The organism is Streptomyces sp. NPDC127106 (genome assembly GCF_042677605.1).
In the GTDB taxonomy this organism is placed as follows: Bacteria; Actinomycetota; Actinomycetes; order Streptomycetales; family Streptomycetaceae; genus Streptomyces.
This window is the reverse complement of the sequence record NZ_JBHXTC010000026.1, coordinates 19,428-46,188: the sequence shown is the minus strand read 5'-3', so window position 1 is coordinate 46,188 and position 26,761 is coordinate 19,428. Positions and strand designations below refer to the sequence as shown.

Here is a 26,761-nt window from a genome sequence, read left to right as displayed (position 1 = left end):
GAACGGGCGTTACGCCACGATCCAGTCGCTCGTCGCGATCACCGGCCGGACCCCGTCACGGTGGACGGTGCCCTCGATCAGGCCGTACATCCGGTCCGCCGCGAAGTAGACCTCGTTGTCGTTCTTGAGGCCGAAGGGCTCCAGGTCCACGAGGAAGTGGTGCTTGTTCGGCAGGTTCAGCCGTACCTCGTTGACCCGCGGGCAGTTGTCGAGCACCCGCTCGGCCATCTGGTTCAGGGTCTGCTGCAGCGAGTACGAGTAGGTCTCCGCAAAGGCCTCCAGCAGGTGCTTGCGGACCTTCTTGTACGACCGGTCCCAGTCGTGCCCGGGGTCGTCGGCGGCGAGCGCCGAGTGCGCCCAACGGGCGGTGACCTTGGTCGCCAGGATGCGGTCGTACGCCTCCTGCAACGTCGTGTACTGGTCCTTGATGTAACCGTGGAACTCGGAGTTCGTCGAGTTCATCACGGTCAGCTCCTTCAGGCCCGAGATGACCTGCAGGCCCGAGGACTCGCCGTACGTGATCTGCGCGGTGCGCACCTCCTGGCCCTTGCGGACGAAGGAGTGCTGCTCCTTGCGCGTCGGGACCGGGATGCGCTCCCACGCGAACTCCTCGATCCGGATCTGCGCCTCGCGGATCGGCGTCTGCGAGGAGACGAAGTGCTTGGCGAGCAGGATGCCGAAGGCCTCCGGCGACTCGATGCCGTGCTCCTTGCCGAAGGCGTACACCGTGTTCTTGGTGGTGTCGGTCGGCAGGCAGTTGGCGTTGTCGCCGGTGAGGTGGACGTCACGGAACTCGCCGCGCAGCGCCACCGAGACGTTGAGGTCGCGGATCTCGTGCCAGGAGCCGTCGCTGCCCTTGCGGGTGACCTTGACGATGCGGTTCTCGGCCTTGCCGTACTGGTTCTGGGCCAGGACGTGCTTGCTCATGGTGCCTTCCTTCGGGTCCTCGGGAACACGGAGTCCGGTGGTCTGGAGTCCGTACGCCCGGCGTCCAGCGCCCGCCCGCACACCCTGGACGTTCCGCTCCCCGCCGTCCGGTCCCGTGGGACCGCCCCGGGACTGACGTGCATCCCGGTCCGTACCGCTGATCGGATTGCACCACGCCCGGGCCCGGAACTCCCCCGTACGGATCATCCGAATCCGGGCGCTCCGGGCTTGGGCGACCGCACAGCGGCCGGGGCGGGCCGGCGGGTCCCCGGGCGGGCGTGAGCGCTCAGGCGGCCGTGTGCGCGTCCGCGAGCGACAGGGCCGCGTCGAGGATCTCCAGGCCCCTGGCCACGTCCAGCGGGGCGATGTTGCAGGGCGGCGCGAGGTGGATGCGGTTCCCGGCGGTCAGCGGCCACAATCCGCCCTTCCGGCAGGCCGCCGCGAACTCGGCCATCGGCGCGTTGTCGGAGCCGGCGGCGTTGTACGGGACGAGGGGCTCGCGGGTGTCCCGGTCCCGTACGAGCTCAAGGGCCCAGAAGGTGCCCAGGCCGCGGACCTCCCCGACCGACGGGTGCCGCTCGGCGAGGGCGCGCAGGCCCGGACCGAGCAGTTCCGCGCCGGTGCGGGCGGACTGCCCGACGATGTCCTCCTCCTCCATCACGTTGATCGTCGCGACGGCCGCGGCGCAGGCCAGGACGTGCCCGGAGTACGTCAGCCCGCCCGGGTACGGGCGCCGGGCGAAGGTCTCGGCGATGGCCCCCGAGATCGCGACGCCGCCGAGGGGGACGTAGCCGCTGTTCACGCCCTTGGCGAAGCAGAGCAGGTCCGGGGTGACGCCCCAGTGCTCGGCGGCGAACCACGTGCCCGTGCGCCCGAAGCCCACCATCACCTCGTCGAGGACGAAGACGATGCCGTGGCGGTCGCAGAGCTCGCGCACGCCCGCCAGATAGCCCTCCGGGTGGACGAGGACGCCTGGCGCGCCCCCGACGGTCTCCAGGACGACCGCGGCGATGGAGGCCGGCCCCTCGAAGGCGATGGTGTCCTCCAGGTGGCGCAGGGCGCGTTCGCACTCCTCGCCCTCGGAGGCGGACCAGAACGGCGAGCGGTAGGCGAACGGTCCCCAGAAGTGCACGACGCCCGCGGTCGCACTGTCGTTGCCGAATCGTCGCGGGTCGCCGGTGAGGTTGATCGCGGTGGACGTGGCGCCGTGGTACGAGCGGTACGCGGAGAGCACCTTGTGGCGGCCGGTGTGCAGGCGGGCCATCCGCACGGCGTTCTCGACGGCCTCGGCACCGCCGTTGGTGAAGAACACCTTGTCCAGGTCGCCGGGGGTGCGCTCGGCGATGAGGCGGGCCGCCTCGGAGCGGACGTCGACGGCGAAACCGGGGGCGAGGGTGCACAGGCGGCCGGCCTGCTCCTGGATGGCCGCGACGACCTTGGGGTGCTGGTAGCCGATGTTGGTGTAGACGAGGGCGCTGGAGAAGTCGAGGTAGCGGTTGCCCTCGTAGTCCCAGAAGTACGAGCCCTCGGCGCCGGCCACGGCGAGCGGGTCGATGAGCTCCTGCGCGGACCAGGAGTGGAAGACGTGCTTGCGGTCGGCTTCCTTGACGACGGCGCGGGCTTCGGCGGCGGTTTCTGCGTCGATGGGGTGCATGGCGTGCGGATCCTTATCTGTCGCATGACGGAACCTGTCTTCCATTCTACGGAAGTCCGACGTCGGGCCCGGGCGCTGTCCGCTCGCCAACCGCTCGCCGGCCCTGCGCCAGCCGGTCGCCGGCCCTGCGCCGGCCGCGCGCATGCCCGGCGCGGCTCTCCGGAGGCCGGTCAGGGGCTGTCAGGGGGCCTGTCAGCGGTCTGTCAGCGGTTTCTCACGGGGCCGTCAGCCCGCCCGGACATCGTGACGACGTCACCAGGACGCGACGACAAGACGACGCGACCACGCGACCACGCGACGACGAGACGACGAGACGACGAGACGACGAAACGAGCGAACGCCATGACCTCCACCTCCAGCCGTCCGGCCATCGAGGCCGCCGGGCTGCGCAAGTCCTACGGGGACAAGACGGTCCTCGCCGGCATCGACCTGCACGTTCCGGCCGGGACGATCTTCTCCCTCCTCGGCCCGAACGGCGCGGGGAAGACCACCACCGTGCAGATCCTGTCCACCCTGATCGGGGCGGACTCCGGCCGGGTGCGGATCGCCGGGCACGACCTGGCCACCCACCCCGACGCCGTCCGGGCCGCCATCGGCGTCACCGGCCAGTTCTCCGCGGTGGACAAACTCCTCACCGCCGAGGAGAACCTGCACCTGATGGCGGACCTGCGCCACCTCGGCAAGGCGGAGGGGCGCCGCCGCACCGCCGAGCTGCTGGAGGCCTTCGACCTCACGGACAAGGCGCGCAAGATCGCGGCCACCTTCTCCGGCGGCACGCTGCGCCGCCTCGACCTGGCCATGACCCTCATGGGCGGCCCCGAGGTGATCTTCCTCGACGAGCCGACCACCGGCCTCGACCCGCGCAGCCGGCGGGCCATGTGGGAGATCATCCGCGAGCTCGTGGCCGGCGGCGTCGCCATCTTCCTGACCACCCAGTACCTGGAGGAGGCCGACCAGCTCGCCGACCGCATCGCCGTCCTGGACGGCGGCCGGCTCGTCGCCCAGGGCACCGCCCACGAGCTGAAGCGGCTCGTCCCCGGCGGCAACATCAGCCTCCGCTTCACCGATCACGCCTCCCTCGACCACGCCGCCCGCGCCTTCGCCGAAGCCTCCCGCGACGACGAAGCGCTCACCCTGCAGATCCCCAGCGACGGCGGCGTGCCGTCCCTGCGGGCCCTGCTGGACCGGCTCGACGCCCAGTCCATCGAGGTCAGCGCCCTGACCGTGAACACGCCCGACCTCGACGACGTCTTCCTCGCCCTCACCGGCCGGCCGAGCGGGCAGCCTGCCGCGCCCGCCCCGGCGCGCTAACGACCCACCGTTTCACGTGAAACAGCGCCCGCCCGCGCCCGCCCCGCCCTTCCGCATCCGCCCCGACCGCTGTGGAGTCCGTACGATGAGCACCTCCGCCCCCGCCGCCCACCGCGCCGCCCCGCCCGCCCCGTCCGTGCGCTCCCACGCCCTGCGCGACGCGTCGACGATGCTGCGGCGCAACCTCACGCACGCCCTGCGCTACCCCGGCCTCACCCTCGGCACCATCGGCATTCCGCTGATCTTCCTGCTGCTGTTCGTGTACGTCCTCGGCCGGCCCCTCGCCGCCGGCATCGGCACCGGCGCCGCGTACATCAACTACCTGGTTCCCGGCATCCTCCTCATGACCGTGACCGCTGCCTCCACCGCGACCGCGGTGTCCGTCTGCACCGACCTGACCGAGGGCATCGTCGCCCGCTTTCGCACCATGGCCATCTCCCGCGCCTCGATCCTCGTCGGCCGCGTGATCAGCAGCGTCCTGCAGACCCTGATCAGCGTCGGACTGGTCCTCGGCATCTCCGCGCTGATGGGATTCCGGCCCTCCGCCGGCCTCACCGAGTGGCTCGCCGCCGCCGGCCTGATCACCCTGCTCACTTTCGCCGTGACCTGGGTCGCCGTCGCCCTCGGCACCCTCAGCGACACCCCGGAGGGCGCCAGCAACATCGTCCTGCCGCTGGCCTTCCTCCCCTTCATCGGCAGCGCGTTCGTCCCCACCGACTCCATGCCCGCCGCCGTCCGCCTCTTCGCCGAGTACCAGCCCTTCACCCCGGTCATCGAGACCGTCCGCGGCCTGCTCATGGGCACCCCGATCGGCAACGACGGCGTCATCGCCGTCGCCTGGTGCCTCGCCCTGACCGTGGCCGGCTACTTCTGGGCCGTGAGGCTGTTCAACCGCCGAGGATGACCGCGGCAAGCTCCCGCACCGCCTCCTCCGGAAGCCCGGCACCGCATCGCGCCGCCTCGGTGAACCCCTCGCCGAGCGCGGCGCGCGCTGCGTCCGCCACCCGCGCCTCGTCCGGCCACCCGTGGTCCGGCCCGCCCCGCACCGCCACCGCCGCCGCCAGCAGCCGGGCCGCCTCCTGCGGCCGGTCCTCCCGCACGGCCTGGTCGGCCACACCGACCAGCAGCCGGGCGACGGTCGGCGCGTGTCCGGACCCGGTGGCCAGCTCCAGGCCCTGCGCCCGGTGCGCACGGGCCGCCGCCAGATCTCCCGCCTCCGCGTCCACATGGCCGCGCGTGTCGAGGGCCATCGCCTGGAACACCGGGTGGACGGGCACCTCGGCGATCGCCGCCTCGGTCCGGGCGAGCTGCGCCCGCGCCGCAGCGAAGTCCCCGTTCCGGCGTGCCAGTTCGGCCCTGCCGAGGGTGGTCGCGGCCAGCGACTCCGGCAGGCCCCCGGCCTCCGCGTCACGCTCCGCCTGCGCCATCGCCGTCTCGCTGCCCGCCGCGTCGCCCGCCAGCCAGGCCACCAACGCCTGCTGCACCAGGGCGTGTAGCCGCTCCTCCACCGTCCCCATCTCGCGGAGCACCGCGACCGCCTCCCGGTAGTGGGCGAGCGCCGCCCCGAAGTCGCCGCGCCGGGCCACCAGATCCGCCAGCACGATCAGCGCGAAGGACCCGCCCCACCGCTCGCCGAGCGCCCGGAACCCGGCCAACGCCTCCTCGATGTCCCGCTCCGCCTGCTCGGGCGGGCCGCCGGCGCCGAGCAGCGTGCGGGCGCCCTCCAGCCGGCCCTGCGCCCGTACCCACGGATCGTCGTCCCGGAGCAGCTCGTCCCAGCAGTCCAGCGGCGCCGGCTCGCCGTTCGCAGCACTGCGCATCATCCGGTCGATCGGCCCGAGGTAGCGGACCACCGGATGCCGGGCGACCGTCCCCTCAGCCAGTCGCAGCGCCTCGGTCAGCAGATCGGTGAACCGGAGCTCGTCGCCCACCCCGGCCGTCGCGTACAGCACGGAGAACGCGTACGCGACGACCCGTTCCCCCTCCCCAGCCGGGCCGGACAGGGCCAGCGCTGCCGCGGCCAGCTGCGCCCCCTCCGCCTTGTGGCCGCTGAGCCACCAGTACCAGCCGGCGGCCGCCACCATGCCCACGGCCGCCGGCGCGTCCTCGGCGGCCACCGCTCCGCGCAGGGCCGCCTTCAGGTTGTCGTGCTCGGCGGCGAGCCGCGCGAGCCACTCCAGCTGCCCTGCCCGCCGCAGGTGCGGGTCCGCGGTCCGCGCCAGCTCGGTGAAGTACGCGGCGTGCGCCCGGCGGACGTCCTCCCGCTCGCCCGCGTCGGCCAGCCGCTCCAGCCCGTACGCCCGGATGGTCTCCAGCATGCGGTAGCGTCCGTCGCCCGCCGTGACCAGCAGCGACTTGTCGGTCAGGGAGGCCAGCAGGTCGAACACACCGGCCCCCGCCACGGGGCCGCCCGCACACACCCGCTCGGCCGCCTCCACCGTCGCCCCGCCCGGGAACGCGGCCAGCCGGCGCAGCAGCGCCTGTTCCTCCTCCGCCAGCAGCCCCCAGCTCCAGTCCACGACCGCCCGCAGGGTGCGGTGCTGCCGCGGGGCCGTCCGGGCGCCGCCGGTCAGCAGCCGGAACCGATCGTCCAGGCCGGCCGCCAGCTGCTCGGCGCTCATGGTGCGCAGCCGCGCCGCCGCCAGCTCGATCGCCAGCGGCATTCCGTCCAGCGCCCGGCAGATCCGGGTCACCGCCGCCACCGTCTCCCCGTCCACCGCGAAACCGGGCCGGGCGGCGGCTGCCCGCTCGCCGAGCAGCCGGACCGCCTCGTACGCCATCGCCTCCGCGGGCCCGGCGTCCTGCGGGGGCAGTGCGAGCGGACCGACCGGCCACAGGGCCTCGCCGGTCAGGCCGAGCGGCTCCCGGCTGGTGGCCAGGATCCGCAGGTTCGGGCAGGCGCCGAGGAGCCGGTCGGCCAGGACGGCCGCCGCGTCGATCAGGTGCTCGCAGTTGTCCAGGAGCAGCAGGGCGGTACGGGGCCGCAGCGCGGCCACGAGCCGGTCCAGCGGCCCGCCGGCCGCCGAGGTCTGCTCGCGCAGGCCGAGCGCGGCCAGGACCGCCAGCGGTACGTCGTCCTCCGCGCTCTCCGCGCCCAGCGGCCCCAGCTCCACCTGCCAGACCCCGTCGGGGAACCGGTCGAGCAGCGGGCGGGCCGCCTGTACCGACAGCCGGGTCTTGCCGGCGCCGCCGGGCCCGGTGAGGGTGGTCAGCCGGTGGCCCGCGATCAGCTCGCCGACCCGGGCCACATCGTCGTCCCGGCCGACGAACGCGGCGAGCGGGGCCCGCAGGTTGGTCGGCACCGCACTCCCGGCCCCGGTCGCGGAGGCGGCCGGCTCCGGATGCGCCGATGGCTCCGGAGGGGCGGCGGGCGGTGCCGGGGCGGCGGGCGGTGCCGGGGCGGCGGGCGCGGGCACCCTCACCTCGCCGCGCAGTACGGCGGTGTGCAGCGCGGCCAGTTCCGGAGACGGGTCGACGCCCAGCTCCTCGGCGAGGGCCGCGCGGGCCCGCCCGTAGACGGTGAGCGCCTCGGCGGGCCGGCCGGCCGCGACGAGTGCCCGCATCAGCGCCCCGACCAGGCGCTCCCGCAGCGGGTCGGCGGCGACGAGTGCGGCCAGCTCGCCGGTCAGCTCCTGGCCGAGCCCGAGCCGCAGGTCGGCCTCGATCCGGTCCTCCAGCGCGGCCGTCCGCAGCGCCGACAGCCGGGCCACCGGCGCCCGGAAGAAGTCGGAGCCGGCCACGTCCAGCAGGGCCGGCCCGCGCCACAGCTCCAGTGCCTCGTGCAGGGTCCGGGCGGCGGCGGCCGCGTCGCCCTGGACCAGCGCCGATCGCCCGGCCGCGGCCAGCCGCTCGAAGCGGACGAGGTCGACGGACTCGGGCTCGACCGCGAGCCGGTACCCGGCGGGATGCGACTCGATCTCCATTCCCGGCAGGGCCCGCCGCAGCCGCGACACCAGCGCTTGCAGCGCGTTCGCGGCCCCCATCGGCGGGTCCTCGCCCCAGATCCCGTCGATCAGCAGGTCCCCGGCGACCACCCGGCCCGGTTCCAGGGCGAGCAGCACCAGCAGCGTGCGCAGCCGGGCGCCCCCGACCCCGACGCTCCTGGCGTCGTCGCCCTCCTGCCCGGTCAGGACCTCCAGGGGCCCCAGTATCGCGATCCGCATGATCGCCATTTTCCTGTCCGCGGCCCCGCGCCGGGCCCGGATCCCCTCACCCGACTTGCGAAATCACCGGCGGGAAAGTCGTGTTGGGCGACTACCGTCCCCTTGGCGGTCTCGGACGGCCGGCCGCCGCGGACGTCGACGTGAGGATGTGACCGTGAGCGAAATGGAAGTCCTCGCCCGGAGTTTCGAGGAGCACCGCTCCCATCTGCGGGCCGTGGCCTACCGGATGCTGGGGTCGATCGGCGAGAGCGAGGACGCCGTACAGGAGGCCTGGCTCAGACTGAGCCGGTCCGACACCACCGCCGTCGACAACCTCGGCGGCTGGCTGACCACCGTCGTCGGCCGCATCTGCCTGGACATGCTGCGCTCGCGCACGACGCGGCGCGAGGAGCCCCTGCACGGCGAGGACGGTCGGGTCCGTCTCCCCGACCCGGTCGTCACCGCACTCGCCGGCGGCGATCCCGAGAACGAGGTCCTCGTGGCCGACTCCGTCGGCATCGCCCTGCTGGTCGTCCTGGAGACCCTCTCCCCCGCCGAGCGACTGGCGTTCGTCCTGCACGACCTGTTCGCCGTGCCGTTCGACGAGATCGCCCCGGTCCTCGGGCGTACGGCCGCGAGTACGCGGCAGCTCGCCAGCCGGGCCCGGCGCCGCGTCCACGGCTCCGCCCCGGACCAGGACACCGACCGGGAGCGCACCCGGGAGATCGTCGACGCGTTCCTCGCCGCCTCCCGCGGCGGCGATCTCGGCGCGCTGCTCGACCTCCTCGACCCGGACGTCGTGGCCCGCTCCGACGGGGGCACGCTGCGCCCGAACCTGCTCTGCCGCGGCGCCCGGGATGTGGCCTCGCAGGCGATGACGTTCGCCCGGTTCGCGCAGGTGGCGCAGCCGGTCCTGATCAACGGCTTCCCCGGGGTGCTCTCCCGGTCGTCGGACGGCAGCCCGCTGTCCCTCATGGCCTTCACGGTCCGCGGCGGCCGGATCGTCGCCCTGGACATCCTCACGGACCCGAACCGCCTGGCCGTCCTCACCGCCGGCACCCTGCCCGACTGACGGCGGCGGTCCGGCTGCCGACGGACGGTCAGCCGGACCGCCGGGCGCAGAGGGCGGCGCCCTCAGATCGGTAGTCGTGTGGGCCGTGCCCTCAGGACCCTTTGTCATGGGTGACGGCGCCGACATTGAGGACAAACCTCACTGTGTTCTGCCCGAACACGGCGACAGGCTCGATTCCAATGGACAGTGATCGGTCTCGGCAAGCGCAGGGACGTCCGGGTCGAGCAACTCTCCGGCGGAGGGCGTCGCCGACTCGACCTCTGCCCGGCTCAGGGCTGACGGGGGGCGGCGGGGCACATGACGAACACCTGGGAGGCCGATCGTGAGGAAGGGGATGAACATGTCGGGTCTGTCCGAGGAGCGGGTGCCGTTACGGCCGTCCGGGAGCCGGATCGTGCGGATCCTGGCCCGATCACTGGCCGGATGGATCCGACGGCGACCGCTGGAGGAGGCCAGGGGCGGGAACCAGTTGGTGGCCCATTCCTCCGAGGTGAGGCAGCTGCTCGTGATCCTGGCCGGGATGGAGATCATCCTGGCCTTCTTCGTCTCCGCCATGATTCCTCCCGTACTGCGGCCGTTCCACGTTGCGTTCGAGGTGCTGCCGGTGCTCACCGCCTTCGGCGCGGTGGCCGCCATGGTGCGGCACCCGCACGTGGTCTCCTCGTCCTCGGTCGTCCTGCGGACGGGGTTCTCGGGGGAGGTGGCCGTGCCTCGCACGTCGGTGCGGTCCGCCACGCGGACCATGCAGACGATCGAGGGCCGCGGACTGCGTCCCGTTCCGGGTGAGGCCGGTGCGGTCGCCTGCTCGAACGGGAGCATGGTGGGCGTTCGCATCCATCTCGACCCGCCGACCGCTGTCGACTTGGGCGAGGCGGGAGTGGTGCAGGCCTCCGCCGTCTACGTGTCCGCCGACGACCCCGGCGCACTGCTGCGCCTCATCGACCCGAGCCAACGGGTCTGATCCTGATCAGGGCGGAATCCATGGTGTGCCGAGCGACCGCCGCGACAGAGGTCCACACGGTGGACCGTCAGATGGCCGCCTCCGACCGGCAGGACCTCGAGGGGTTCCTGATGTGGTCGACACCGAAAGGCTCATCGGCGAGTCTGAACCGGCTTTGCCGCACCCCGGATCGTGTGTGACGTTCCCAGGGTCGGCGAGCGTCGGGTCGACCAGTACGACGCGTACGACGAGGAATTGGGGATCGCCCACGGGACCAGCATGACGACCCCACAGATCGCCTCCCGGAATCCGGCCGCGCCTGGTGGCGGGACCACACCATGGCCGACCGCTCCGCCTGACGTCACCGCAGACCGCCCCGGGCCGTCGTTGCGGAGCGGGTGCTACAAAGCCGGTTTTGGACGGTCCTTTCGATGGTGTTCCTGCCTGTGCGGGGGCAACCGGGTGCGGGGGTTCCATTCCCGTGGAATTTCCGTGCCGTGCGCGCAGGAGGGGGGTGGTAATCCAGTCCGTGTGGCGGAGGCGAAAGCCGTCGCCTTTCGAGATCTCACCTCAGAGATCATCGCAGAAAATGATTTCCGGTCGAGGAGATGTGGTGGTGCTCGCGGCCCTGTGGAAGGGGTGGTGATTCCGGTGGCCTTTGGATGTGAACCCGCCACACCATCGAGGCGTTCGTCGACTTCATCCCGGTATCGCCTCGCGCCTCGCCGTCGCGCACGTTGAAGGGTCGGGGCCCGCCGCCGGCGCGGGGCCTCCACGCCGTCCCGGCCATCAGGACCGCGACCTGCCGGTACTGGTCGACACCCCCCGAAACGAACCCCACTCCGCCGAGTTTCGGCCGGACGGCCCCCCGAGCCACTGCATTGGCCGAAAAATGGCTACCGGACGGTAAGAAATGCACCCGTTTTGTGAACGAGGTGTGTCGCAGTGGCCGGAAAGTTGGCCGAAACGATGCGCGCCATCGCGCCCGGGGTGGCCGGGCGCGATGGGCCTCCTGGCTCCCGGGGAGGGCCCGGTTGCACGGGTCGAGCGGAAGTCGGAGCTAATCGGAAGGTCGAATTCCGGCTGTGTGGGAAACCGTTGACAGTTGCTGATCAGGCTTGCGATGTTTACTCACCGCGCCGATCGAACGAATGGTCGGCGAGGGGTACGGGGGAGAAGTGGGCGCAGTGGGGGCGGCAGATGGATCGCGGCAGGACCAGTCGAGGAGTGTGGACGGCGCAACGACCCTCGTGATCGTCGGCGCCAACCCGACCGTGGCCCGGGAGGCGGCGGCTCTGCCCGTCGAGCTGGTCCACGTTCAGCTGCCCGGCGCGCCCGCCCTCGACCCCGGCGACCGGGTCCTCACCGCCGACTTCCTGGACCTGCCCGCCTTCCTCGCCTTCACCGACGAGGTCCTGCGGCCGCTGGCGCCCACTGCCGTCGTCTCCCTCACCGAACTCGGTCTGGAGCCGGCCGCGCTGGCCGCTCGTAGGCTCGGCGTCGTCGGCGTCGATCCGGCCGCTGTACGGGCCACCCGCGACAAGCTGGAGATGCGGCGGATCCTGGAGCGCGAGGCCCCGCACCTGAACCCGGCCTTCGCGGCGGGCGACGACCCGGAGGCGGTGGCGCGCCTGTTCGCCGCCCACGGTCGGGCGGTGGCCAAACCGGTTGACGGGGTCGGCAGCACCTCCATCGCCCTGGTGGAGGGCATCGAGGAACTCCCCGCGGACCGCCGCACGGCCGCCACGCTGCTCGAACAGTTCGCCGAGGGCGCCGAGTTCAGCGTCGAGGCGCTCTCGGTGGCTGGCCGGCACACCGTCTTCGGCATCGCCGAGAAGGGCACCACCCACGGGTTCGTCGAGGTCAGCCACATGATGCCGCCGCCCTCCCTGGACTCGCGCAGGCAGGAGCTGGTCGCCCGGGCCGTCGGCGAACTGCTCGACGCCGTCGGCATCACCGACGGCCCCAGCCACACCGAGGTCAAGGTCGACGGCGACAAGGTCGTCGTGATCGAGACCCACACCCGGCTCGGCGGCGACGGCATCGCGGACCTGGTCCGCCTCACCACCGGGGTCCAATGGCGCCGCGCCGCCCTCGGCTGGGCGGTCGGCGCGGGGATCGGCCGGGGCCCCGCCACGGCGGCCGCGGCCGCCACCGTCTTCCTCACCGCCCCGCCCGGGTGGGTGACGGCCGTCGCGCCGCCCCCCGCCCTCACCCACGGGCGCGTCCACGCCTGGGACCTCTCCGTCCTCCCGGGAGACCGGGTCCGCTCCCTGCGCTCCTCCTCGGACCGGCTCGGCATGGCCGTCCTGACCGCAGCGGACACCGAGGCCTGTGCGGCGGCCGTCGCGGAACTGATCGGCCACCCGGTGATCACCACCGCTCCCGATCCGAACCTCTGACGAGAACACCGCTCGGACCGCCGCTTCGCACTCCCGCACTCCCGCACACCCGCAGCACCCGCAGGCCCCGCACACCCGCGGGCCCCGCACGTCCATCACTTCTTCGTGGAACACGTCACCGCAGGGGGATACATGTCTGTCCAGAACGCTCCCATTTCCTACGATTTCCATGGTGATGCCCCGTTCTCGATGCCCTTCAAGGACATCAAGCCGGAGGACATCCACATCTACCTCGACCTCGACACCAAGGTCGGAAAGAACACCTGCGGCCAGAAGTGCACCCACTGCTGGTTCGTCAACTACGAGAAGGTCTACGACAAGTCCTTCGCCATGGAGGAAGGCCCCCGCATCCTGGAGGGCCTCCAGTCGCACGGCTACCACGTCTACCCCCGCTACGTGGACAGCTTCGCCTACGACGGCGAGTTCATGCGGATCTACGGGCCCGCCAACAACCGCGAGTTCCGGCAGGAGTCCGACCACAAGCCCACCGAGACGATGGAGAAGGGCGACGCCTGGACCAGCGGCCGCCCGCTGCTCGCCGACAACTGGACCGAGCTCCTCGACCTGGCCGTCAAGAACGGCTACGGCACCATCTCCATCACCTACCACGGCGTGATCGACGAGGACCTCAACGTCATCGACCACAAGACGTACCCCATCAAGGGCGTCTTCTCCGGCGCGGACACCGAGGAGGTGCTGCGCCGCATAGCCGAGTACAACAAGGGCGTCGACCCCGAGGACGCCTTCCGCGTCAACATCGGCGTCACCATCGGCCGCCACAACCACGGCCGCACCTCCCTGGAGCGCTACGCTCACTACTTCAACAAGCTGAGCGTGGCCACCGTCCGGTTCAACAACTTCACCGACCACGGCGGCCGCCACCCCGAACTGCGCCTCTCCCGCGAGGAGATCGAGCAGGCGTACCGCGACTTCAAGTGGGTCCACGAGACGATCCCGCTCGGCTTCCAGCTCGGCGTCAGCGAGGACTTCGGCACCTTCGGCATCAAGGCCATGGGCTTCCCCGGCCACGTCGGCTGGTGCCGGGCCGGCCGCCAGCTGTTCGCCGCCATCCCCGCGCAGGAGGAGGTCCTCTCCGACGGCCCCGGAGGCCGCCGCGAGAAGATCGGCGACGTCGTCGGCTGCGTCAACACCTTCGAGCCGCACCTGGGGATCCTGGTCCGCACGGTCACCACCGACGAGGCGGGCGAGAGCACCGCGTACGACATCGAGTTCGACCACGACGAGATCGAGGCGTTCACCGCCAAGCGGCTCTCCGGCACGTACAAGGACGGTTGCTTCGCCACCGAACTGTCCGAGGAGCTCGGTCTGATCTCCCGCGTCCCCCAGCGGCGCCGGCTGCCGCTCCTCGTCGACTCGCAGTCCTGACCCCCGAGAGGAAGACCGCCGCGATGCGCCACGTCCTGGTCCTCGCCAAGACACCCCATGCCAAGACCCCGTACGACCAGTGGCTGGCCGGCTCGGGGATCGTCCCGGTCATCGTGACCGCGACGGAGTACGCGCCGGGGTATTCCCACCTCCCGCACGTGCACGCCTTCGACGCGTACGACACCAACCAGCTGGTCGAGAAGACCGCACTGCGCCTGGCCCGCGAATTCGCGGTCGAGGCGGTCTTCGCCCGCGCCGAGGCCGACGTCGTACGGGCCGCCCAACTGCGGGAGCTGCTCGGCCTGCCCGGCCAGCACACCGCGAGCGCGCTCGCCTTCCGCGACAAGGTGGTCATGAAGGACCACCTCGCGGGCGGCCCCGTCGACGTCCCCGCCTACCGGCTGCTCGACTCGGCGTACACCGCCCTCGAATTCGTCGCCGAGCACGGCTACCCGGTCGTGATCAAGCCGGTGTCCGAGTCGGGCTCGCTGGGCGCGGCGATCATCCGCGACGAGGCGGAGCTGGACGCGTACCTGGCCAGCCCGTGGCGGGGCACCAGCGAGATCGAGGCGTTCGTGCCCGGTCAGATGTACCACGTGGACGGGTTGGTGGCGGGCGGCGAGGTGGTCTTCGTCCACCCCTTCCGCTACCTCAACGACTGCCTGTCCTTCCGGGACAACGACTGGGTGGCCAACCTCCCGCTCACCCCGCAGGACCCGTCGTACGACCGGCTGGTCAAGGCGGCGCGGGCGGTCCTCGCGGAGCTGCCGACGCCGCCGCAGACCGCCTTCCACGCCGAGTTCTGGATCACGCCCGACGACCGGCTGGTCTTCTGCGAGATCGCCAGCCGCACCGGCGGCGGCATGATCAGCGCGATGGTCCGGCACGCGTTCGGAATCGACCTGGACAAGGAGTGGCTGTACGCGGAGTGCGGCCTGCCCTCGACGCTCGGCACCCCCGCGTACCGGCCCGCCGGGGCGCTGTGCATCCCGCCGCAGAACGGCGTGCTGGAGCAGCTGCCGGCCGCCGGGACCGGTGCGGAGCAGCCCGAGTGCGTCCGCGAGGTGATGCTGACCGGGGCGGCGGGCCAGGAGTTCCACGGCGGGGTCAAGTCCGGTCTGTTCCTGGCCGGCTACGTGGTCGACGGGGACACCGAGGAGGATGTGGCAGCCAATCTCGAACGCGTGGCGGGCTGGTTCTCCGACAACACCCGCTGGCGGCCCGCCGATTCCTCCGGAGGTACCACATGAACGCGACGCCGTCCCCCACCACCGCTGCCTCCGGACTGCCCGGCCCGCTCGTCGGCACCGACTGGCTGGCCGCGCGACGCGGGACGGGCGTGGTCCTCTTCGACGCCTCCGTCGGCGCCCACCGCGGCGCGGCCCGCCGCATCCCCGGAGCCCGGCCCTTCGACCTCGACGGGGAACTGTCCGACCACACCTCCGCCGTCCCGCACACCATGCCCGGCGCCCAGCAGTTCACCGAGGCCGTGCGCGCGCTCGGCGTGCACGACACCGACACCGTCGTCGTCTACGACGCGCAGGGCATCTACTCCAGCGCCCGCGCCTGGTGGATGCTGCGCGCCATGGGCTTCGACCGGGTCGCCGTCCTCGACGGAGGCTTGCCCGCCTGGACCGCGGCCGGCCACCCGGTCGAGCCCGTCCCCGCCGCGTACGACGGCCCGCGCGGCACCTTCACCGCCCGGCCCCGGCCCGGCCTGATCGTGGACACCGAGGCCGTCACCGCCGCCCTCGCCGACCCGGCCGCCGCCGTCCTCGACGCACGCACCCGCGAGCGGTACGCCGGGACCGCGCCCGAGCCGCGCCCGGGCCTGCGCGGCGGCCACATGCCGGGCTCCGCCAGCCTGCCCTTCGGGGAGCTCCAGGCGGACGGTGGGGTGATGCGGCCGGCGGACGAGCTGCGCACGGCGTTCGAGGCCGCGGCGGGGGACCGCGAGCAGCTGTACTTCAGCTGCGGCTCCGGGGTCACCGCCTGCGTCCTCGCGCTCGGGGCCACCCTGGCCGGCTACCGCGACCTCGCCGTGTACGACGGCTCGTGGAGTGAGTGGGGCCTGCCCTCCGACCGGCCGGTGGCCACCGGCGAGGCGGCCACCGGCGAGGCGGCCGCAGAGAGCGGTTCACCGTGACCGGAGGACGCCGCGGCGGCGGGCTCACCGCGAAATGGCGGACCTTCACCGGTCTGCCGGCCGGCCTCAAGGCCTTGATCGGCCTGTCCTTCGTCGTCGCCCTCGGCAGCTACATGGTCACCCCGTTCATCGGGGTGCTCATGGTCGAGGCCGTCGGCCTGGACATCCGGGTGGCCGGAGTCCTGGTGGCGGTGGCCACCTTCATCCAGTTCGGCGGCAGCATCCTCGGCGGCCCCGTCGTCGACCGGCTCGGGCTCAAACGGACCATGGTGCTCGGGCTCACCCTGCGCACGGCCGGCCTGGTCCTGCTCGGCCTGGCCGTCGAGGTGCCCTGGGTCGCGTACCCGGCCGTCGTCCTCGTTGCGGGCGGCCCGGCGCTGTACCTCCCGGCGAACAAGGCGTACATCGTCACCAGCGTCTCCGACGCACTGCGCCCGCTGTTCCTCGGGGTGAGCAGCGCCGCCCTCAACGCGGGCATGGGGCTCGGTCCGCTGCTCGCCGCGCTGCTGATCGACGCCGACCCGGTGCTGCTGCTCATCGGTCTCGCCGGGCTCTTCGCACTGATCACCGCGGCCCACCAAGCCGCCCTGAAGCCCGTCGAGCGCCGACCGGCCCCGGCTCCGGCTCCGGCCGCGGCCGCGGGCCCGGCCCCGGCGGCGACCGGAACCGTGGGGGCCACCGGGAAGCGGGCGGCGCTGCGCGCCGCGCTCCGCCCGGTCCTCTTCACCGCCCTCGCCTTCTACCTCTACTTCTTCTTCCAGAGCTTCATGGGCCTGTACGCGGCCGGAGTGTCCAACATCCAGGTCCTCGGCTGGGTGATGCTGCTCAACTGCGCCATGGTGGTACTGCTCCAACCGGCATGGGCCGACCGCATCGCGCGCGCCGACTACCGCCTGCTGGTGGCCGGCTCGTTCGCCCTGATGGCCCTCGGCATGGCGGCCATGGCCCTCGGCAGCATCCCGGCCCTGCTGGCCGGCACCGCCCTCTTCACCCTGGGCGAGATATTCCTCTTCCTGCGCTGCGACCTGGAACTCGTCGACCGCGTGCCGGGCAATCCCGCCTTCGCCTTCGGCGTTCAGCGGCTGACCGCCGGTGTCGGCGGACTCCTCGCCGGCATCGTCGGCGGATTCGTCTTCGCCCACTACAAAGCCGCCGGCGACCTGGGCACGTTCTGGCTGGTGGTGGCGGCACAATGCGCGGGGGCGGCGCTCCTGGCCATGCTGCTGGGCGGCGGCCGACGCCCCGCCGTACACGAACTGCCTCCGCCCGAACCGGCGGGTTCCGCACAGGTGAGTTCCACACAGGCGGGGTCCGACCAGGCGGGTTCCGCACAGGCGGTGGCCCGGTGAACGAATCCCCCCTCTCGCGGGAGACGCAGTTCGTGCACGCCGGCTCCGACCCGCGTCGGCAGGGCGGCTACGTCAACCCGCCCGTGCACCGCGCCTCCACCGTCCTCTACCAGGACACGGTGGAGATGGACGCCTCCCAGGCAGACCCGCTCAAGCGCGGCACCGCGGTCTACGGCCGCTTCGGCACCCCCACCGGGCGCGCCTTCGAGGAGGCCCTGACCGAACTGGAGGGCGGCCATGCGGCGGTGGCGACCTGCTCCGGCCTCGCGGCGATCACTACGGCGATCCTCGCGTACGTCCGGGCCGGCGACCACATCCTCGTCAGCGACTCCGTCTATCTGCCGACCCGGAAGTTCTGCGACTCGCTCGCTGCGCTGGGAGTGGAGACCGAGTACTACGACCCGTGCGCGGGCGGCGCCGCGATCGAGGAGCTGATCCGCCCCCGGACCCGGCTGCTCTACCTGGAGTCCCCGGGCTCGACCACCTTCGAGGTGCAGGACATCCCGGCGGTCACCGCCGTCTGCCGGGCCCGGGGGGTGGCCACCATCGCGGACAACACCTGGGCCACGCCCGCGTTCTGTCGACCGCTGGCGCTGGGCGCGGGCGTGGACGCGGTGGTGCACTCCGCGACCAAGTACCTGACGGGGCACGCGGACAGCATCCTCGGCGCGATCGTCTGCACCCAGGAGAGCTACCCGGTCATCCGCGGCGCGGCCATCCGGCTCGGCCAGTGCGCGAGCGCCGACGACGTCTACCTGGGCCTGCGCGGGTTGCGCACCCTGGGTCCCCGGCTGGGCCGGCACCAGGACCAGGGACTGGAGCTGGCCCGCTGGGTCGCCGAGCAGGACGGTGTGGCAGCCGTCCTGCACCCGGGTCTGCCCGAGGACCCCGGCCACGACCTGTGGCGCCGCGACTTCACCGGCGCGGCGGGACTGTTCGGGGTGGAACTGGAGCCGGGCTTCGGCAGGTCGGCCGTCGACGCGATGCTCAACCGGCTGCGGGTCTTCGGCCTCGGCCACAGCTACGGCGGCTACGAAAGCCTGATCGTGCCCGCCGACCCGGTCTCCCACCGCCTCCCGGGCACCTGGTCGGGACGCGGGCCGCTGGTCCGGGTGCACGTCGGCTTCGAGGGCCTGGACGACCTGAAGGAGGACCTGACGGCAGGCTTCGAGGCCCTGCTGGGCCGGGGATAGGCAAGGCCGCGCCGCAGTGGTTGCGCGGCACCTGAACCGGTCTGTACAACGACGAAGCCCCAGGTCCCTGACCTGGGGCTTCGTCGCGGAGCCGAGGGCGGGAATCACCCTCCGTGGCCCGCTCGGCGGAGCTGCCGAGGGCCAGGCGCCGGATGAATGCGACGCGGTACGCGCGGGGTGTCAGCCCGGTGTGCCGGGACAGGTGTTGGCGCAGGGAGTCGCCGGTGGCGAGACCGCTGAGGTGGGCACCCCGGTCCATCGGCAGGTCGGTCGCCTCGAGGACTCCCCCGTGGCGCCGACCAGCATCAAGGCCGCGGTCCGGGCCCGGCTGTGGGAGGAGGCTCTCGCCGCCCACGACGCCGGCCGGCTCTTGGTCACGGAGGTCGGCCCAGGTGCTGCCCGCCTCCTACCCGGGTGACCTCGACGCCCCGCACAGCTGGACCTGCACCGGCGACGCGGCGCGCGCCCTCGTCGCCGCGGCAGGCAGCGAGCGGTCCTGGGGCCGGGCTTGGTACGTGCCCTCCACCTCGGAGGCTCCGGTACGCGAACTGGCCGCGCGCCCGGCCGTGGCGGCCTCCGCGGCCGAACCGAGGCTGATCCGTATGACGCGCGAGCAGCTGGAGCAGATCGGGCGGACATCCCTGTCCGGGGACGCTGCCCTGCCGTGTCGCGGCGACCGTCCGTACAGTCGGCGACGTGCGGTCGGCACGCTCGGCGCGGCCCGCCCCGAGCGCGTCGCCTGCTGCGGAATGGGACCAAGCCCTACGAGTGACCTGAGTCCGAGGTCTGGCGTTAGGTCGGCATGAGTCGTGCTGGTCCGAAGCTTCCGCCGTGGTCCGCCGGAAGGCTGCGTGCGTCGTCGTAACAACGGCCCAGGCTCAGGCTGAGCGGTCGCGGATCGTGCGGGAGTGCACCGCCGGGCGCTCGATCACGGAGGTGGCGCGGCGGCGCCTGGCCGGCACGACCGTCATCGACCGTACGAACCCGGTCGACCAGACGACGGGACGCACGGCGGAATGTGGCAGCGGGCCGCGGCCGTGAACCGCGTACCGCCTTCGTTGACCGGGAGAGAAGTATGACCATCAAGGACATCGGGCCGGACCCCCAAAGCTTCGACCTCGAGAAGGCGACGCTCGAGAACACGGACTATCGCGCGGTCGCCTGGTCTGGGAAGTACCTTCAGTTGACCCTCATGTCGATCCCGGTGGGTGAGGACATCGGCTTGGAGGCGCACCCGGAGACCGACCAATTCCTACGACTCGACGCAGGCCGGGGCCGCGTCCAGATGGGCCGAACGAAGGATCGCCTCGACTTCGACCGGGAGGTCGAGGACGGCTGGGCGATCTTCGTGCCCGCCGGCACCTGGCACAACGTCACCAACATCGGGGACGAGACCCTGCAGCTGTACGCCGTATACGCGCCGGTCCACCACGCGCCGAGCAAGATCCATGCGACAGCCGCCGACGCGGAGCGCGACGAGGAGTCGGGCAACGACGAGCCGCCGAGCTGGTCGGTCCAGCCGGCCCAGCAGCCATCGGACGAGCACGCCTGACCGGCGAGGGCTTACCGCGACAGGCGAGCCGAGAGAATCACGCTCTCCCCTCCCGGCAGTCGTCCGAGCGTGCGCAGCTGATCTGCCAGCACTCCACCACGGAGCACCAGCGCAAGCTCGCCGGTGGCACTGACGCCACAGTCCGCAGCCAGCTCGCGCCGGCGGACCGGGGTCGGGCACCCGCGCGACCGCCCCCGTCCACAGGATCGACCGCGAGTGACTGTTCGGCACCCAATCCGACGCCCCGGTACGGCGCTTATGGCACACAAATGGCACGCGGCCCTGAGAGGTCTAGACAAAAACAAAGGCCCCAGGTCGCTGACCTGGGGCTTTGCCGTGGAGCAGATGACGGGAATCGAACCCGCGCTATAGCTCGGGAATCACCAACTTGGCGCCGTCAGGGGGGCCGACCAGGAAGAACGGGTGTCAGAGGAAACCTCTCACTCCTTCTGATCCGTAGCTCTCGCCGGATCGGTCAGAGACGGTCACACCGGCCGCTGCAGGGCCTCGCCGAACCGTTGCCGGTCAAGCACGGTTGCTGTGGTCGCGGTACGCCGCTGCTGTACCACAGCCGGCCAAGACCACGGCCAGCGCCAAGGCGTTCGTGTAGGCGCCGACAGCATCGGCGGCGGCCGGCCACAGGACCAGCACGATGAGGATCACCGTGACCAATCCGTTGACCCGACTGGGATTTGACTCCTGAGTGCACGGCGTCAGAATCGACATGGAATCTCCAGGGTTCCGGCCTGCCCCCGTCGGCCGCGTAGTTCCTAGGCTGACTCGGCCGCGGGGTGCAGGAGTTGAGACACCATCATGAACTGCTGCCGAGTGAGATCAAGCCCGCAGGAAACCGGGAGCAGCACCTCGATTTGCAGACGCGGCATGCTGGGGTGAAATTGCAAATTAGTACACCATAGTGAGTGGTCAGGTCCAAACTTTACAACGCGCTGTTGTAAACTTTTATGTGCCGAGAAGGTGGCTGAAACGCCATCACCTGCTCTGATGTCCACCCGCGTTCGCGCCGTCCATCCCCTTGCGACCGGGGGAGTCGAGGCCTCGGCCGCCCCCCACTCTCTTTGGCGGGCTATTCGATCGACCGCTCGGACGTGGCGGTCGTAGCATGCGCGATCTCCAGATGGGTGATGCATTTCACATGGCGACGCTTGGGGTGCTCGGGCCGACTCGAATCCGGCTGATGGCCTTCGCTCGGTGAGCGGATCCAGCTTCGGATGCCGAACGGGGTCCAGTCGTCTACCGCCCCTACTGGCACGTTGTGGCACGTTGCGGCCCGGCCTCCGGATGGTGCCATCGGAGACAGCAGCCACCGCGTGGTCCGCCTTGCGGACGTGCTGGCATTCCAGCAACGGCGTGAGCATCGCAGGGAGGGGCGGCGCCGGATCGCCGAAGTCTTGGCCGACACCGACCTCCCCGATTGATGTGGGCGTCACCGGCAGCAGTGAAGTAGGAGAAGAGGGGGAGCGTGGCGGCGCGGGTCTTTGTGGACACGAAGGTCTTGTTTCCGTTTTCGGTGATGGATGTGATGTTGGCCCTCACCGAGGACTCAGTCCACGACATCGTGTGGTCCGAGCGGCTGCTCGCGGAGTGGGAGCGGGTCATCGTCCGGGAGGGAAGGCGTTCGGCGGAGTCGGCTGCCGCGGTTGCCCAGGCCGTTCGACGCTTCTTCGCTGACTGTGAGATCCCGGCGGCGGCCTATGGGCACCTGGTCGACGAAATGTCGGGCGATGACCCTGATGATCGGCACCACGCGGCGGCAGCGGTGGCTGCAGGGGCGGAAGCGCTGATCACGTGGAATCTCGCCGACTTCCCTGCCGGCGACTTGGCTGAGCGCGGAGTGCGGGTGGCCGACCCGGATTCGTACCTGTGCGGGCTGTATGACGAGTTGCCGCATGAGGTGGTGGAGACGGTGGTCAGGCTTGCCCGGGAGAAGCGCAACCCGCCAGTGGGGGCGGTGTGGCCTCTGACCTGCGGATACGTCCGCCTGTCGACCCTCGTGTGAGGGTCCGCCGGTGCCCCTGTCGACCGCTGTTCACCGCTCCGAAGGGCACGGATGGGGCACGCCGAACCCGTGCGACATCTCCCGGGGTCGCCCAAGCGGAGCTGCCCGACGCGCGGACGCCCGGCCCCGGTGGTTCGGCGCCGCGACAGGAGCGTGATAGGTGTTGACTCCTCACCGGGATGAGCGGGTGAGGGGTCGACCGTCCGTTCGCCGCACGAGAACAGGCAGGTGTCATGAACTGTGCCGAGTTTGTGGAGCTGGTGACCGAGTTCCTCGACGGCGCCATGGGCGAGCCGGCCGAGCTGCGTTGTCTCGTGCACCTGGCGCGGTGTGAGGGCTGCGAGACGTACCTCGACCAGTTCCGGCAGACCGTGGCGGCCGTGGGCGCGCAGTCCGGCCCGAATCTGCCCTCTTCGACACGTGATCAGCTCCTCGGGGCGTTCCGCAGCTTGCCGCGGGACTGACTTCAGTGGCCGCCGGTCGTGACGGTTCTTACTGAGAGATGAACGAACGCACCCCGCGGATGCCCGCACTTGTCCTGCTGCCCTAGGCTGACGCTTCCAGTTGACGTCCGGCAAGGAGAGAAGAATGGCGGGCCTACGCGAACTGCCCCCGGACGAGGTCCTGGTGCAGCGCCTCCGCGCCGGTGACGAGGAGACGTTCGCCTTGGTCCTGGACTCCTGGTCGGGCGGCATGCTCCGGCTCGCCATGTCGTTCGTGTCGACCAAGGACTCCGCCGAGGAGGCCGTCCAGGACACCTGGCTGGCGGTCATCAGGGGCATCAACGGCTTCGAGGGCCGCGCGTCCTTGAAGACCTGGGTGTACCGGATCCTCGTCAACACCGCCAAGGCGCGCGGGACGAAGGAGAGCAGGACCGTCCCCTTCGCCAGCCTGCTCCCGGAGGAGGAAGGGCCGACGGTCGACGCCGAGCGCTTCCGCGCCCCAGGGGAGCAGTACGCCGGGCACTGGGTCGCCGGGCAGGAACCCCGTCCCTGGCACATCCCCGAGGACCACGTGCTGCGGGGCGAGGTCCGCGAGGTGATCGCGGCGGCGATCGACGAGCTCCCGCCGCGCCTCCGCACCGTGATCACCCTGCGCGACGTCGCAGGGTACGGATCCGACGAGGTGTGCTCGCTCCTGGAGATCTCGCCGGGGAACCAGCGTGTCCTCCTCCACCGGGGCAGGGCCCTGCTGCGCCGTAAGCTGGAGTCGTACTTGACCGGTGCCCATGACGTCGCGAGCGGGAGGGGGCGCGCGTGAACTGCAACGACTTCGTGGAGCTGGTGACCGAGTTCCTCGACGGCGCTTTGTCCGAGGGGGACGAGCAGCGCTTCATCGAGCACCTGGCGGAGTGCTCCGGGTGCGAGAACTACCTCGACCAGTTCCGGCAGACGATCGCCACCACGGGCGAACTGACCCCGGACGGCATCTCGTCGGACGCCAGGCAGCACCTCCTCTCCGCCTTCCGGGACTGGCAGCGGGACGTGTAACGCTCGTGCGGCGCGCCCGCACTGAACGTGCATGACTCTGCTCAGAAGACTCTTGTTCGGCGTCGTCGCCGGACTGCCCGCTGGCGTTGCCGTTGCGCTCGCGACGGGCCCGCCGTGGATCCAGTGGGCCGGGCACACGGTGGTGCTGGGAGCCGTGCTCGGCCTCCTCTTCGGCGAGCACCGCCAGAGCAACGGCTCGGCCTTCTCCGTCGGTCTGTTCATCGGCCTGCTCGACTGGGTGACCTGGACCCTCACCCTCGCCCCCGTCCTTGAGGGGGACACGCCGTCCTGGTCGATCGCGGTGGCCGCGGCGCGCCTCCCCGAGCTGGTCGGGGCTGCCCTGTTCGGCGCGATCACCGGGCTCGTGTTCCACGCCCTGTCGATGTGGCTCCCGCCGCGCCCGGCACCCCAGCGGGTCAAACCCCATGTCGTGATCGTCGGTGGTGGCTTCGGCGGGGTCGGGGCCGCGCGCGAACTGGACCGGCGGATCGGCCGTGGGCTCGACGCCCATGTGACGCTGATCAGCGACTCGAACTTCCTGCTCTTCACCCCGCTCCTCGTCGGCGTCGCCTCCAGCACGGTGGAGGCCAGGCATGTCAGCGCCCCCGTGCGTGTCGGGCTCGACCACGCCTCCTTCCTGCACGGGCGGGTGGCCTCCATCGACACGCAGGCGCGCAGCGCGTACGTCTCCGCCGGCAAGGAGGGGATGCTCCGCGTCCCGTACGACCACCTGGTTCTCGCGGTCGGCGGGGTGCCGCACTTCTTCGACCTGCCGGGAGTGGGCGAGCACGCCTTCCCGATGAAGTCCGTGGAGGATGCGACGGCGCTGCGCGGCCAGGTCCTGGGCGCGTTGGAGCGGGCCGATCTGGAGCCGGACCCTGCCGAGCAGGCCCGGCTGCTGACGTTCGTGGTGGCGGGCGGTGGATTCGCCGGTACGGAGCTGGTGGCCGAGCTCTTCGACCTCGTCCATGACGTGCTCCACCTCTACCCGCGCCTGCACGGGCTGCGGCCCAGGTTCATGATCGTGCACGCGGGGGAGCGGCTGCTGCCGGAGCTGTCGCCCGATCTCGGCCTCTACGCGCAGCGCAAGCTCGGCGGGCGGGGCATCGAGTTCCGTCTCGGAGCGCGGGTGAGCCGGGCCACCGCCGAGGACATCACGCTGAACACCGGCGAGACCATCCCGACCCGGACCCTGGCCTGGACGGCGGGCAACCGGCCGAACCCGCTGGTGCGGCAGGTCGCGCAGGGGACCGGGGGGCCGGTCGCGGTGGAACCCACCCTGCAGGTTCCCGGCACGCCAGGGCTGTGGGCGCTGGGCGACTGCGCGCGGATCCCCGACCCCGCGGGCGGCTTCTACCCCCCGACCGCGCAGCACGCGATCCGCGAGGGCAAGGCGGTGGCGCGGAACATCGCCGCGGTCATCGGTGGTCGCCGTCCCGTCCCGTTCCGCTTCGGCGGGCTCGGTGTGCTGGTCTCGCTGGGGCACCGTACGGCGGCCGGCGAGATCGGCGGGCGCCGGGTCTCCGGGTTCCTCGCCTGGGTGCTGTGGCGAGGGGTCTATCTGAGCAAGCTGCCCGGTGTGGAGAAGCGGCTGCGGGTCCTCGCCGACTGGACCCTCGACCTCGTCTTCCCCAGGGACATCTCCCTCTCGACCACCTCTGCCGCCCCGACCGTTTCGAAGAAGGAGGACCGTCATGCGTAACGCTGGGTCCGGAGCCCTGGCCGGCCTCGCGGGAGGACTGGTCTTCGGCGCGGTGATGGTGCAGATCGGATTCCTGCCCACCGTCGCGGCCATCGTCAGAACCGACTCGTCCGTCGTGGGCTTCGCCGTCCACCTGCTGATCGCCGCGATCGTCGGGGGCGTCTTCGGGCTCCTCGTGGCACGCCAGCGCGAGCTGCTGTTCTGGGGGCTCGCGTACGGCGTGCTGTGGTGGTTCCTCGGGCCGCTGACGCTGCTGCCGCTCCTCCTCGGCAGGCCGGTGGCCTGGGACGTGGCGACGGCCCAGGCGCTGATCCCCAGCCTGCTCGGCCACCTGGCGTACGGAGCGGTCACGGCCGCCGTCCTCGCCCTGATGGCACGCGGGGAGCGCCGGATCGGGCCCGGAATCCTGGTGCGCGGGTCGGTCGCCGGGCTGGTCGTCGCCCCGGTGCTGGGGCTCGGCTGGAACGGGCTGATCGTCGGGGTGGTGCTCGGCGCCTCGTACGCGGTGGGTTTCGGCGACCCGGGCGAGGGCAGTGGCCCCGCCCTGGTGCGCGGCGCATCTTTCGGCTTCGTGTGGTGGGTGCTCGCGTCCGTGACGGTCGCGCCCCTGCTGGCCGGCCGGGGCCTGGAGTGGACGCCGGACGCGGTGCGTACCGCGGTGATGTCCCTGCCCGGCTACCTGCTGCTGGGCTCCGGTACGGCCCTGCTCACCGGCTGGCTGGGCGGCCTGTCGCGGGCGGTGTTCTCCGACGACGTACGCCACGCACTGGAAGGACGCCTGGCCGGTGGGCGGGTGATCTCGGTCTGGCACGGCGTCGTCGCCGGCCTGGCCGGAGGCGCGATCTTCACCGGGGTCATGGTCGCCGTGGGCTTCCTGCCGACGGTCGCCACCCTGGTCGGCTCGAAGTCCCAGGCCGTGGGCCTCGCCATCCATCTGCTGATCTCGCAGGTCGTAGGCGTCACGTACGCGGTCTTCTTCCGCCGACGCAGCTTCGACCCGGCCTCGGGAATCGGCTGGGGGGTGTCGTACGGCTTCCTCTGGTGGATCCTGGGCAATCTGACGCTGCTCCCCGTACTGCTCGGCGAGTCACCCCGGTGGGGCGCGGCCGCGCTGGCCGAGTCCTTCCCCTCGCTCGTCGGCCACCTCGCCTACGGCGCCGTACTCGGCCTGGTGTACCAGCGGTTGGAGGAGCGGGTCAGCCCGTGGCACCAGTCCCGCAGCGAGGCGGTGGCGGCACGGGCGGCCGCGCGTCACGAGCAGACGCTGAGCGCGGCCCCCGCGCTGTGGAGCCTGACGGCGTGCGTGGCGCTGCTCATCCCGATCCTGGTGTCGTAGGTGTCGTAGGTGTCGTAGGAGCTGCTGGTCCGCGAGGATCCGGAAAGGGGCGGTCTGGGTGGGGGGGTATCGAGCGACGCCACAGCGCTATTATAGGGGGCTTGCCTAGGCGCGCAGCTACGCTCACGACGCCACGCGCAAG

At 71.8% G+C, this 26,761-nt stretch carries 22 protein-coding genes; 18 read left to right on the top strand and 4 right to left on the bottom strand.

Going from position 1 to position 26,761, the window contains the following annotated elements; translation table 11 throughout:
* Positions 1–9: 9 nt before the first annotated feature.
* Both pucL and ACFVGY_RS21730 read right to left on the bottom strand, forming a co-directional pair.
* Positions 10–927, bottom strand: coding sequence for a factor-independent urate hydroxylase (gene pucL / locus ACFVGY_RS21735; RefSeq protein WP_385679784.1), 918 nt, complete (start codon positions 925–927; stop codon positions 10–12).
* 286 nt (positions 928–1,213) lie between these two features.
* On the bottom strand, positions 1,214–2,581 hold the full coding sequence (locus tag ACFVGY_RS21730) for an aspartate aminotransferase family protein (RefSeq protein ID WP_385679782.1): 1,368 nt from the start codon (positions 2,579–2,581) through the stop codon (positions 1,214–1,216).
* A gap of 342 nt (positions 2,582–2,923) precedes the next feature.
* Between ACFVGY_RS21730 and ACFVGY_RS21725 the strand changes: the two genes are divergently transcribed.
* Both ACFVGY_RS21725 and ACFVGY_RS21720 read left to right on the top strand, forming a co-directional pair.
* Complete coding sequence (locus tag ACFVGY_RS21725) at positions 2,924–3,892, top strand: ATP-binding cassette domain-containing protein (protein WP_385679780.1); 969 nt, start codon at positions 2,924–2,926, stop codon at positions 3,890–3,892.
* Between the two features lie 85 nt (positions 3,893–3,977).
* A complete protein-coding gene (locus tag ACFVGY_RS21720; RefSeq protein WP_385679778.1) occupies positions 3,978–4,796 on the top strand; it encodes an ABC transporter permease in 819 nt (272 codons plus the stop codon).
* On the opposite strand, the gene ACFVGY_RS21715 is transcribed toward ACFVGY_RS21720, so the two are convergent.
* Positions 4,780–8,055 (bottom strand): BTAD domain-containing putative transcriptional regulator, encoded by a 3,276-nt coding sequence (locus ACFVGY_RS21715; protein WP_385679776.1) that lies wholly within the window; start codon positions 8,053–8,055, stop codon positions 4,780–4,782. The two genes, ACFVGY_RS21720 and ACFVGY_RS21715, sit on opposite strands and share 17 nt — an antisense overlap.
* 154 nt (positions 8,056–8,209) lie before the next feature.
* On the opposite strand from ACFVGY_RS21715, the gene ACFVGY_RS21710 reads away from it, so the two are divergent.
* The 10 genes from ACFVGY_RS21710 (at position 8,210) to ACFVGY_RS21665 (ending at position 20,074) form a co-directional block, all read left to right on the top strand.
* Positions 8,210–9,106 carry a sigma-70 family RNA polymerase sigma factor gene (locus ACFVGY_RS21710; protein WP_385679775.1) on the top strand — a complete coding sequence of 299 codons (897 nt, stop codon included), beginning with the start codon at positions 8,210–8,212 and terminating at the stop codon, positions 9,104–9,106.
* Between the two features lie 340 nt (positions 9,107–9,446).
* Positions 9,447–10,067, top strand: coding sequence for a hypothetical protein (locus ACFVGY_RS21705; protein WP_385679773.1), 621 nt, complete (start codon positions 9,447–9,449; stop codon positions 10,065–10,067).
* A 1,208-nt stretch (positions 10,068–11,275) separates the two neighbouring features.
* On the top strand, positions 11,276–12,448 hold the full coding sequence (locus ACFVGY_RS21700) for an ATP-grasp domain-containing protein (protein WP_385679771.1): 1,173 nt from the start codon (positions 11,276–11,278) through the stop codon (positions 12,446–12,448).
* 132 nt (positions 12,449–12,580) lie between these two features.
* Positions 12,581–13,834 carry a radical SAM protein gene (locus tag ACFVGY_RS21695; protein WP_385679769.1) on the top strand — a complete coding sequence of 418 codons (1,254 nt, stop codon included), beginning with the start codon at positions 12,581–12,583 and terminating at the stop codon, positions 13,832–13,834.
* A 23-nt stretch (positions 13,835–13,857) separates the two neighbouring features.
* Positions 13,858–15,084, top strand: coding sequence for an acetyl-CoA carboxylase biotin carboxylase subunit family protein (locus ACFVGY_RS21690; protein WP_385679767.1), 1,227 nt, complete (start codon positions 13,858–13,860; stop codon positions 15,082–15,084).
* Positions 15,081–15,980, top strand: a complete 900-nt coding sequence (locus ACFVGY_RS21685; protein ID WP_385679766.1) for a sulfurtransferase — start codon at positions 15,081–15,083, stop codon at positions 15,978–15,980. The genes ACFVGY_RS21690 and ACFVGY_RS21685 overlap by 4 nt, the downstream gene beginning before the upstream one ends.
* Complete coding sequence (locus tag ACFVGY_RS21680; protein WP_385679764.1) at positions 15,977–17,329, top strand: MFS transporter; 1,353 nt, start codon at positions 15,977–15,979, stop codon at positions 17,327–17,329. The genes ACFVGY_RS21685 and ACFVGY_RS21680 overlap by 4 nt, the downstream gene beginning before the upstream one ends.
* Positions 17,326–18,522: a cystathionine beta-lyase gene (metC, locus tag ACFVGY_RS21675; protein ID WP_385679762.1), complete on the top strand. Its 1,197-nt coding sequence runs from the start codon at positions 17,326–17,328 to the stop codon at positions 18,520–18,522. The genes ACFVGY_RS21680 and metC overlap by 4 nt, the downstream gene beginning before the upstream one ends.
* 289 nt (positions 18,523–18,811) lie before the next feature.
* Entirely contained in the window at positions 18,812–18,940 is a 129-nt protein-coding gene (locus ACFVGY_RS21670) for a hypothetical protein (protein ID WP_385679760.1), read from the top strand.
* Positions 18,941–19,597: 657 nt separating this feature from the next.
* Entirely contained in the window at positions 19,598–20,074 is a 477-nt protein-coding gene (locus ACFVGY_RS21665) for a cupin domain-containing protein (protein WP_385679758.1), read from the top strand.
* Positions 20,075–20,599: 525 nt separating this feature from the next.
* Here the strand turns inward: ACFVGY_RS21665 and ACFVGY_RS21660 are convergent.
* Complete coding sequence (locus ACFVGY_RS21660) at positions 20,600–20,800, bottom strand: hypothetical protein (RefSeq protein ID WP_385679756.1); 201 nt, start codon at positions 20,798–20,800, stop codon at positions 20,600–20,602.
* Between the two features lie 754 nt (positions 20,801–21,554).
* Here ACFVGY_RS21660 and ACFVGY_RS21655 point away from each other — a divergent pair.
* From ACFVGY_RS21655 to ACFVGY_RS21630, 6 genes are all read left to right on the top strand, one after another.
* Positions 21,555–22,091: a PIN domain-containing protein gene (locus ACFVGY_RS21655; RefSeq protein ID WP_385679754.1), complete on the top strand. Its 537-nt coding sequence runs from the start codon at positions 21,555–21,557 to the stop codon at positions 22,089–22,091.
* 233 nt (positions 22,092–22,324) lie between these two features.
* Entirely contained in the window at positions 22,325–22,555 is a 231-nt protein-coding gene (locus tag ACFVGY_RS21650) for an anti-sigma factor family protein (protein WP_385679752.1), read from the top strand.
* 124 nt (positions 22,556–22,679) lie between these two features.
* Entirely contained in the window at positions 22,680–23,351 is a 672-nt protein-coding gene (locus ACFVGY_RS21645) for an RNA polymerase sigma factor (RefSeq protein ID WP_385679750.1), read from the top strand.
* On the top strand, positions 23,348–23,581 hold the full coding sequence (locus ACFVGY_RS21640; RefSeq protein WP_385679749.1) for an anti-sigma factor family protein: 234 nt from the start codon (positions 23,348–23,350) through the stop codon (positions 23,579–23,581). The genes ACFVGY_RS21645 and ACFVGY_RS21640 overlap by 4 nt, the downstream gene beginning before the upstream one ends.
* Before the next feature lie 31 nt (positions 23,582–23,612).
* Positions 23,613–25,283, top strand: coding sequence for an NAD(P)/FAD-dependent oxidoreductase (locus tag ACFVGY_RS21635; protein ID WP_385679747.1), 1,671 nt, complete (start codon positions 23,613–23,615; stop codon positions 25,281–25,283).
* Positions 25,276–26,619: a DUF6789 family protein gene (locus tag ACFVGY_RS21630; RefSeq protein ID WP_385679745.1), complete on the top strand. Its 1,344-nt coding sequence runs from the start codon at positions 25,276–25,278 to the stop codon at positions 26,617–26,619. The genes ACFVGY_RS21635 and ACFVGY_RS21630 overlap by 8 nt, the downstream gene beginning before the upstream one ends.
* Positions 26,620–26,761 lie beyond the last annotated feature (142 nt).